This window comes from Pelagicoccus mobilis, from assembly GCF_016595505.1.
GTDB lineage: Bacteria > Verrucomicrobiota > Verrucomicrobiia > Opitutales > Opitutaceae > Pelagicoccus > Pelagicoccus mobilis.
Map to the genome: position 1 here is coordinate 159,691 of NZ_JAENIL010000008.1, position 6,087 is coordinate 165,777.

A 6,087-nucleotide genomic window follows, 5' to 3' on the forward strand; every position below is an offset into this window, starting at 1 on the left:
GCAGAATTTGCAAATGCGTGACCTTGTTTTGACTTGGCGGATTAGGTGTAGCGCTGATGGGGAAGCCTGTAGCTTATACCGTGCCTCGGAATTGTGAAAGAGGCCGGAATTGATTTAGGGATACGTAAGGTTCGCCGATTGTAGAGGTGATCAGACTCAAGGAGTTTACAAGTAAGAGAAACGGAATACCGATCCAAACAAACGGAATTTCCACGAGTCGATCAACCAAGCCGGGCTCTCTAGGGAGGCCGGCTTGTTGCGTTTTTGAAAGAGGTGAACAATGGGGGGAGGAGAGGTGTTGCCGTTGATATTTTAAGGAGATCGGGCGATGCGGCAATGACGGAGCATTGCCCTCCGGCGCATGGGAGGGGAGCAGGTTTCCGCTTTTGTGTTATGGCTTTAGGATTGCCGGAGGTGGGGGCGGGCCGCAGAAACAAGCCCCGATGGAAACGCTTTTGACGCTAATTCGGGCATTGATCGGAGTCTTGGGGCTATTGGCTCTTTGTTGGTGGGCAAGCGAGGATCGAAAGCGGATCGACTGGAAGCTGGTGGGATCGGGCTTGGTATTGCAGTGGATCTTGGCGGTGCTGATTTTGAAGGTGCCGGTGTTTCACGATGCGGTGGCTGGGGTCTCTGCGTTTTTCAGCAAGCTGATTGGGTTTAGTGATGAAGGGGCGGTGATGGTATTTGGGAGTATGCCCAAGGATGTGCCGGTTTTTGGCATGGCTTGGACGGTTCTTTCGGCGATCGTGTTTTTCTCGGCCTTTTCGGCGATCCTGTATCAGCTGCGAATCCTGCAGGTGATCGTGTTTGGGTTTGCTTGGCTTTTGAGCAAGACTCTCAGGCTCTCTGGGGCCGAGTGTTTGGCCGCGGCTGCGAATGTGTTTATTGGTCAAACTGAGGCTCCTCTCGTTGTTAAGCCGTATTTGAGGAAGATGACCCGATCTGAGATCAATTCGCTAATGACAGGGGGCATGGCGACGATCGCCGGAGGTGTGTTGGCAATCTATATGGCGGCGCTTGGAGCGGGAGATGAGGCCGCGACGATCGCTTTTGGGAAACATCTGTTGACTGCTTCGATTTTGAGCGCGCCGGCAGCGCTGATAGCGGCCAAGATTGTGGCTCCGCAAACTGAGAGCGTGAACGGGCAAGTGGCTTTTCCCAAGGAGAAGGAGTACGAGGGAGTGTTGGACGCGGCGACCAAGGGGACGTCGGACGGACTGAAGCTGGCGCTCAATGTGGGAGCGATGCTTGTCGCGTTTACGGGACTGGTGGCTTTGCTCAATTATGTGGTGGGTGCCTGGATCGGAGAATGGACGGGATTGAATGCTTTGGTGGCTACTTGGACGGAAGGGAAGTTTGAGGCTTTCAATTTCAGTTTTGTGATTGGCGTTTTGAGCGCTCCTTTTGCGTGGCTGCTGGGCGTACCTAACGCAGATTTGCTGGTAGTGGGGCAGTTGTTGGGGGAGCGTCTGGTCTTTAACGAGCTCTTTGCTTATTTTCATTTCGCTGAGCTGCGCAGTTCCGGGGTTATCAGTGATGGAAAGTCAGTGCTTATTCTCACCTATGCTCTGTGTGGCTTTGCGAATATCGCTTCCATCGGTATTCAAGTGGGCGGGATTTCGGCACTGGAGCCTGGACAGCGCGCGAACCTTCTTCGTTATGGATTTCGTTCGATGGTGGGCGGCATGGTGGCCTGCTATTTGACGGCTATTGTTGCGTCTACCGTTCAATCGAGCATTAACTGAGTCTTTCGGAAAATGAGCAGTAAGAAGGTATATCTTGGTGGTTGTCTATTTGATCTAAGGCACCTCGCGGGCAATGCGATGCTGAGCGAGCAAATCGGGCTGAAGTCGGAGGGGCGGTATAGTGTGTATTTGCCTCAAGACTACGAGCCTGAGCATTTGGGAGCGAAAGCGATCCGCGATAGCGATTTCGAGGGGCTGTTGGCTTGTGAGGCTGCAGTGTTTCAGTTCGATGGGACGGAACTCGATTCTGGGACGGTGGCTGAGTTTATGACAGCCAAGTTCGCGGATATTCCAGCGGTTTTGTTGCGTACTGATTTTCGACGCGGCGGCGATCGAAATGAGGATCCCTGGAACTTAATGTGCAGCTTTTATCCGAGAACGGTATCTCTGGTTGTCGATTCTATACACTTGTATTCGGAGTGTGGGCACGAGGAGCTTGGTGGGGTGAAAGCCTCGCAGATTGCTACCGAGAAACTGGGAGCTCTCGTTGTGGAGAAGCTGGATCAGGTTTGTGCTCAGCCTGCGGTGGAGACTCAGGGAATAGGGCGTGATCTAGCGATCCGCCGGTTGTTGGGGATGTAGGTCAATATGAATTTAGCGGTACGTCAGCGTGTCGAGTTGGATGACGAGGAGATTCGGGAACTGCTGAATCTCTGGCAACGAGTTTGGCCTCTGGCGGAGTTCGATGAAGAGTCGGATCTTGATCGTGTTCGGGAGTTTCGGGAGACAAGGCTGGGAACGACAGATCGGGAGGAATTGTTTCATGTGCTCTGCAACGGCGGGCGAATCGTTGGCGTGGCGCGTAGTTTTTTGCGTGAGATCGAGTTTATCGAATCCGGTGAGAGGATAAGGGTCTTGGCTTTGGCGGGAGTTTGCAGTGAGCCGGAGGCCAGGGGCGTTGGAGTCGGAAAAGCGGTTGTAGAAAGCGCATTTGCTAGAATCGGCGAGGACGTGCCTTGTTCCTTGTTCCAAACCGGAGTGCCCGGATTTTACGAGAAGCTAGGAGCTTTTCTGGTGGAGAATGAGTTTGTGAACTCGAAATCCGCAGACGATTCGTCTGCTCGTCCTTGGTGGGATCCGTATGTTATGGTCCTTGGAGAGAGGGGAAAATGGCCTGAAGGGCGAGTTGACTTGTTGGGCGCGGCCTATTGATTGGTGGAATGGGGCGAAACTTTATCGAAAAGCGAATTATTTCCAAGGGGATCGAACTCTGCGAACGGCGTATTGATAGCCAGGGTACGCCGATTACTGCGGATGATTTGAAGAATATGGAGGTCCGTACCTTTTCCCCATTTATAATGATATTCTATATCATTGTTGGACTCGCGTTCGCTGTATTCGGAATCTGGGTTCAGATTGAGACGCGGAGCATGATTCAGTCAATTCTGCCGGTATTGTTTGGAGTGGGGAATTGCGCGTTTGCGATCCATGGGCGACCGAGGAAGGTGGGGGACATGTCGGATGAGATCGACTTGATGGATTTGACGGCGGAGATCGTGAAGCGTTTTGTCGCTAAGCAGGATGCTGGAAGGCAGAGGGAAGGCTAGGGTTGCAATCGGGTTGCGATAAACTAATTCTTTTATGCGACCTACTGAGATATGAAAGTTCACACGATTGAGATAGCGGCGGCCATTGAGGAGGAACTCAAAAAATTCCTGCAAGATTGGGGCGGTGGCTATCCCATGAAGTTTACGCGTTTCGTGGATCTTGGCGGGCGCCAGACCGACCTTTACGTATACACGGCAGAAGAGGGATCTCCTCCGTGGATGATCATTCGCATCAAGTCGGTCATGAAGTCTGATCAAGGCGAGTGTATTCAGGTTTTTGTTAATGTCGCTGGGAAGGCTAACCCGCTTGAGGAGGTGCTTGTGTCGCCAGAGATTTGGAAGCTGCCGGCTCTAGCGGATCGAGTGCTTACATTTGCCAAGAACGACATGCTGGTGAAGATTGCTGAGGGCGGCGAAACCTTGCCGGAAGGGAACTCAGGAAGTCCTGGCAGTGAGCTTGGAGCCGGGCCTGCCATGGATGACGACGAGGATCTCGAAGATCTGGATACGGCAGGAATATTGGCGGGAGACGGCGGCGCTTCGGATAGCGACTTCAATCCGGCGGATATAATTGCCCAAGCGAACTCTGAAGACGGGGGGGACGATATCGACCCCAGCGATCTGATTGCTCAGATGAATGCCGAGGGCGCGGGTGGAGATGACGCGATCGATGATCCGAGCTCCCTTATTCAGCAGATGAATGAGGAAGCGGACGAGGAAGAGAAAAGCGAGTAGCTCTGCACGCCTTAGAAGGCGGCTACGACACGATTGAGGTTTGTCTCAATCTCTTCGGCGCTTTGCTCGAACTCTTCTGCGGAGAGGCCTGTGCGTGGCAGGTAGGATTCCCAGTTCGCCCAGTAGTTTGACTCTCCGTGGAGGCCTTTTCCGATACGCTCGGCGACGCCGTTGGCGAGATTGAGCAGGTGGATGAGCGGTAGTTTTCGAGGGGCTTCTTGAGGCTCGTACTGGTATTGTATCGTGTGAGCGGTCTCTTCCGAAAAGTTCCAGGAAGTGAGGATGAAGCCGGCCACGGTTGGATTTGTAATGCCGAAATTGTTTTGTTCCCACTCGATGAGCGGGAGTTCGGATTCGCGGGAGAAGCTTGGGTAGGCTGGGTTTCCTTTGACGCAGTAGTCGATGACCATCTTGCCCATGTTGCGGAGAAGGCCGATTGTGTAGGCTTCTTGGTCGTCGTAGCCGGTCTTGCGAGCGAACACTTCCATACCGATTCCGCAAGCGAGCGAGTTTTCCCAAAGCTCGGTGCCGGTGATATTGTAGGTCGCGTTGCTCTCCGAGAAGAGTTGTTGGGATGCGGCGAAGCCGACCAGGCGAAACAGTTCGCGGAAGCCGATCCGGTTGATGGCTTCGTCGAGGGTGTCCACGGCGATTCCGGCTGAATACATGGCGCTGTTGCTCAAGCGAAGGACGCTAGCGGTGAGGGCGGAGTCGGCATTGACTAGGTCGGTGATGTCGCTCAGGTCCGTTTGCGTATCGCGCAGCATGTTGCTGAGCTTGCCGAAGATGCGCGGCGAGGAAGGCAAGTGAGTGGCAGCTTCTTTTAGCTCGGCAGGAGAGATTGTATTCATTGATGGCACTTGGGCTGTGGTATCGGTTTTGTCAGGTTTTTCTGTAGACGAAGGCAGGTAAGAATACTGCTACAAAATGGCCGAATTGAGTGAGTTTACGAATTGTTAGCGTACAGCTTTCGAAGCGAGGATGCGCTTGAGTTTTGAGCGTGAGGCAGGATGCTTTGCGGGCATGGCTTTCGAGTATGTGATGGAGCGGGAACTCGCTTTCAATGAGACGGATATGGCAGGGATCGCCCACTTTTCCAATTTCTTCCGTTGGATGGAAATTGCGGAGCATGCCTTTCTTAAGTCGCTAGGTGTAGAGCCGGTGGTGCAGGAGCGGGATCAGTTTTGGGGTTGGCCCCGAGTTCGCGCGAGTTGCGAGTACCATGCTCCGGTGCGTTACGGGGACCGTTTCGAGGTGCATCTCTTTGTGAAGGAGATAAAGCAGAAGTCGGTGGTGTATTTCTTTCGCTTCAAGAAACGTGGCCCGGATGGGAAGATCGTGCCGATCGCGAAGGCGGAGATGACATCGGTCTACGCTGGCTTTGATGTTCCGAGTCAAACCATGTCTGCTCTCGATTTGGAGGAAGCTCTCTTGAGTCGTCTGGAGGAAGCGAAGCCTGAGGTGATAAAGGCTGCTCGCAGCGAGGGTAAGTTGATCTAGCTGAGAACGTGGCGAAGCGTCAGGTTTCGAGTTCTGTCTCTTTTCTGTCGGGCCTGAGCGCCTGGAGTTTGATCGTTTTTGGTGGATTGAGTCTCGCTGCTTCCTTGTTGGGGCACTCGTTGGGTGGAGCGATTGTGGGCGTTGCCCTGCTCCTGCACGGAGGGGTTGAGTTGCATCAGAGAGGGGCGTTGGGCTCCTGTCGAAATGAGCGAGCCCCGGTGTTTCTCGCCTGTAATCAACTGGCTTTGGCGTTCAGCGTTATCATGTACCTCGCATGGCAGGTCCTCTCGCTCGATGTGCAAGAGATCGATGCGATGTTAGCTCGCGAACCGATCCGCAGCCTTTTGGCACTTTATCCGGCTGAGTTGAGGGAGCGATTGTACCAAAATCTGCCAGCTATTCTGGTGGGTGCCTACGCGGTCGCGGGTTTTTTGGTGCTGCTCGGTTGCTTAGGAATGGCGACGGTGTATCTGCGGGTAGGGCGTCGAAAATCGTAGCGCGGTGCTTTAGCCCGCGATCACAGTGCAGGATTGGACCATCGATGACGCGGGCTGAAG

Annotated in this window: 8 protein-coding genes; 7 read left to right on the forward strand and 1 reads right to left on the reverse strand. The window is 53.7% G+C overall.

The genetic code is table 11. From position 1 onward, the window contains the following. The first annotated feature begins 443 nt into the window (after positions 1 to 443). The 5 genes from JIN87_RS06075 to JIN87_RS06095 are packed head-to-tail and all read left to right on the forward strand — an operon-like array spanning position 444 to position 4,030. Complete coding sequence (locus JIN87_RS06075; protein ID WP_200354641.1) at positions 444 to 1,748, forward strand: NupC/NupG family nucleoside CNT transporter; 1,305 nt, start codon at positions 444 to 446, stop codon at positions 1,746 to 1,748. Positions 1,749 to 1,760: 12 nt separating this feature from the next. Then, on the forward strand, positions 1,761 to 2,330 hold the full coding sequence (locus JIN87_RS06080; RefSeq protein ID WP_200354642.1) for a nucleoside 2-deoxyribosyltransferase: 570 nt from the start codon (positions 1,761 to 1,763) through the stop codon (positions 2,328 to 2,330). Between the two features lie 6 nt (positions 2,331 to 2,336). Further along, positions 2,337 to 2,900, forward strand: coding sequence for a GNAT family N-acetyltransferase (locus JIN87_RS06085; protein WP_200354643.1), 564 nt, complete (start codon positions 2,337 to 2,339; stop codon positions 2,898 to 2,900). Between the two features lie 8 nt (positions 2,901 to 2,908). Beyond that, the gene (locus JIN87_RS06090) at positions 2,909 to 3,295 is read left to right on the forward strand and encodes a hypothetical protein (RefSeq protein WP_200354644.1); all 387 of its coding nucleotides are present in this window, start codon (positions 2,909 to 2,911) and stop codon (positions 3,293 to 3,295) included. Positions 3,296 to 3,346: 51 nt separating this feature from the next. Continuing rightward, a complete protein-coding gene (locus JIN87_RS06095; protein WP_200354645.1) occupies positions 3,347 to 4,030 on the forward strand; it encodes a hypothetical protein in 684 nt (227 codons plus the stop codon). Between the two features lie 11 nt (positions 4,031 to 4,041). On the opposite strand, the gene JIN87_RS06100 is transcribed toward JIN87_RS06095, so the two are convergent. After that, on the reverse strand, positions 4,042 to 4,881 hold the full coding sequence (locus JIN87_RS06100; protein WP_200354646.1) for an HDOD domain-containing protein: 840 nt from the start codon (positions 4,879 to 4,881) through the stop codon (positions 4,042 to 4,044). 130 nt (positions 4,882 to 5,011) lie between these two features. Between JIN87_RS06100 and JIN87_RS06105 the strand changes: the two genes are divergently transcribed. Together JIN87_RS06105 and JIN87_RS06110 are read left to right on the forward strand one after the other, a co-directional pair. Continuing rightward, positions 5,012 to 5,530: an acyl-CoA thioesterase gene (locus JIN87_RS06105; protein WP_200354647.1), complete on the forward strand. Its 519-nt coding sequence runs from the start codon at positions 5,012 to 5,014 to the stop codon at positions 5,528 to 5,530. Positions 5,531 to 5,538: 8 nt separating this feature from the next. Further along, a complete protein-coding gene (locus tag JIN87_RS06110) occupies positions 5,539 to 6,027 on the forward strand; it encodes a hypothetical protein (protein ID WP_200354648.1) in 489 nt (162 codons plus the stop codon). Positions 6,028 to 6,087 lie beyond the last annotated feature (60 nt).